1 protein-coding gene is annotated in these 1,336 nt (G+C 65.5%); it reads right to left on the bottom strand.

All coding sequences use genetic code 11. The annotated features are described in order from the left end of the window. Nucleotides 1-155 precede the first annotated feature (155 nt). On the bottom strand, nucleotides 156-1,247 hold the full coding sequence (locus HNQ61_RS28180; protein WP_170035427.1) for an IS5 family transposase: 1,092 nt from the start codon (nucleotides 1,245-1,247) through the stop codon (nucleotides 156-158). Nucleotides 1,248-1,336 lie beyond the last annotated feature (89 nt).

Raw genomic sequence — 1,336 nt, 5'->3', positions numbered from 1 at the left:
TCGCCTAGCAGGGCGCTAAAAAAGTGGTCGTTTGCTGGCGCGGATCCGAAATGCAGGTCCAAAAAAAGTTCTGCTCGGTGCCCAGAGGAAAGCCGCCGCCGCCCTCGAGCACGTTTCGGTGCCCCGTGCGGCGCGTTTGAGGCCGCTCGTGTCGCTCACGCGCGCACTCCGCCCATGATCAGCGTGCGCAGCCTCACGAGGTTGTATGCGGCCGACGTGAAGGTGTAGACCCAGCCGACCAGCTGCTTGCCGCGATGGCGCAGCTTGTTCAGCAGGCCAATCGTCTTGTCCCAGCCAAAGCCCTGCTCGACGAGCTTGCGCTTGCGCTGGCTCACCTTGTAGCCGGCGTGGCGGGTCGTGCGGCCGTCGATCGCGCTCCCGCGACCCTTCGTGATGTTTTGCGCCACGTGCGGCGTGAAGCCCCGCGCCCGGCAGCCCGCGACGAAGTCGATCGTGTCGTAGCCCTTGTCGGCGCCCAGCGTGCGGCGCTTCTTCCGCTTCGGCTGCCGCGCGAGCATGGCCAGCGCGCTGTCCCGCTCGGCCGTGCCCGTCGCGTGCTCTACTTCGGTGTCGACGATCAGACCGCTGCGGTTCTCCATCAGCGAACTCGCCGTGTAGCACAGTTTGGCCGCCGTGTTCCCCTTCTTCGCGAGCCGTGCGTCCGGGTCCGTCGTGGAGCGGTGCGTCTGGTTGCTGCGCTTCTCGCCCCGGAAATCCACCTCCGGGTTGCGGTCGCCGGAGGGCGGATCCCGCGGCTCGTCCATCGGCCGGAAGCTCTTCTGGCTCGCCCAAGCTTCCAGCAGGGTGCCGTCCACGGTGAAGTGGTCGTCAGACAGCAGGTTGTGGCTCCGCGCCTCCGCGAGTACCTGGTCGAAGAACGCCCGCGCCACGTCGCCCTCCATCAGGCGGTCGCGATTCACCGAAAAGGTCTCAGGCACCCAGACCTCGTCGTCGATCCCAAGCCCGACGAACCAGCGGAACAGCAGGTTGTAATCGAGCTGCTCCATCAGCAGCGCCTCGCTCCGGACGGAGTAGAAGACCTGCAGCAAGAGCGCCCGCAGAAGCCGCTCGGGCGGGATGCTCGGCCGGCCGCGACGTGAATACATCGTGTCGAAGCGGGCGGAAAGCTCGCTCAGAGCCTTGTCGACCAGCGATTTGATCGTGCGCAGCGGATGATCCCGCGGCACCCGGCTCTCCAGATTCACGTAGCTGAACAGCGCTGGCTGCTCCGGTTCCCGTCCACGCATTCAAGGCTCCTGGGCTCTGTGCTTCGCCGAGTTTACAGCCCAAACTACTCCCACGAAAGTGGACGGTGATTTTTTAGAAACCTGCTAGG

Source organism: Longimicrobium terrae (assembly GCF_014202995.1).
In the GTDB taxonomy this organism is placed as follows: domain Bacteria; phylum Gemmatimonadota; class Gemmatimonadetes; order Longimicrobiales; family Longimicrobiaceae; genus Longimicrobium; species Longimicrobium terrae.
This window is presented reverse-complemented; position numbering and strand designations above follow the sequence as displayed.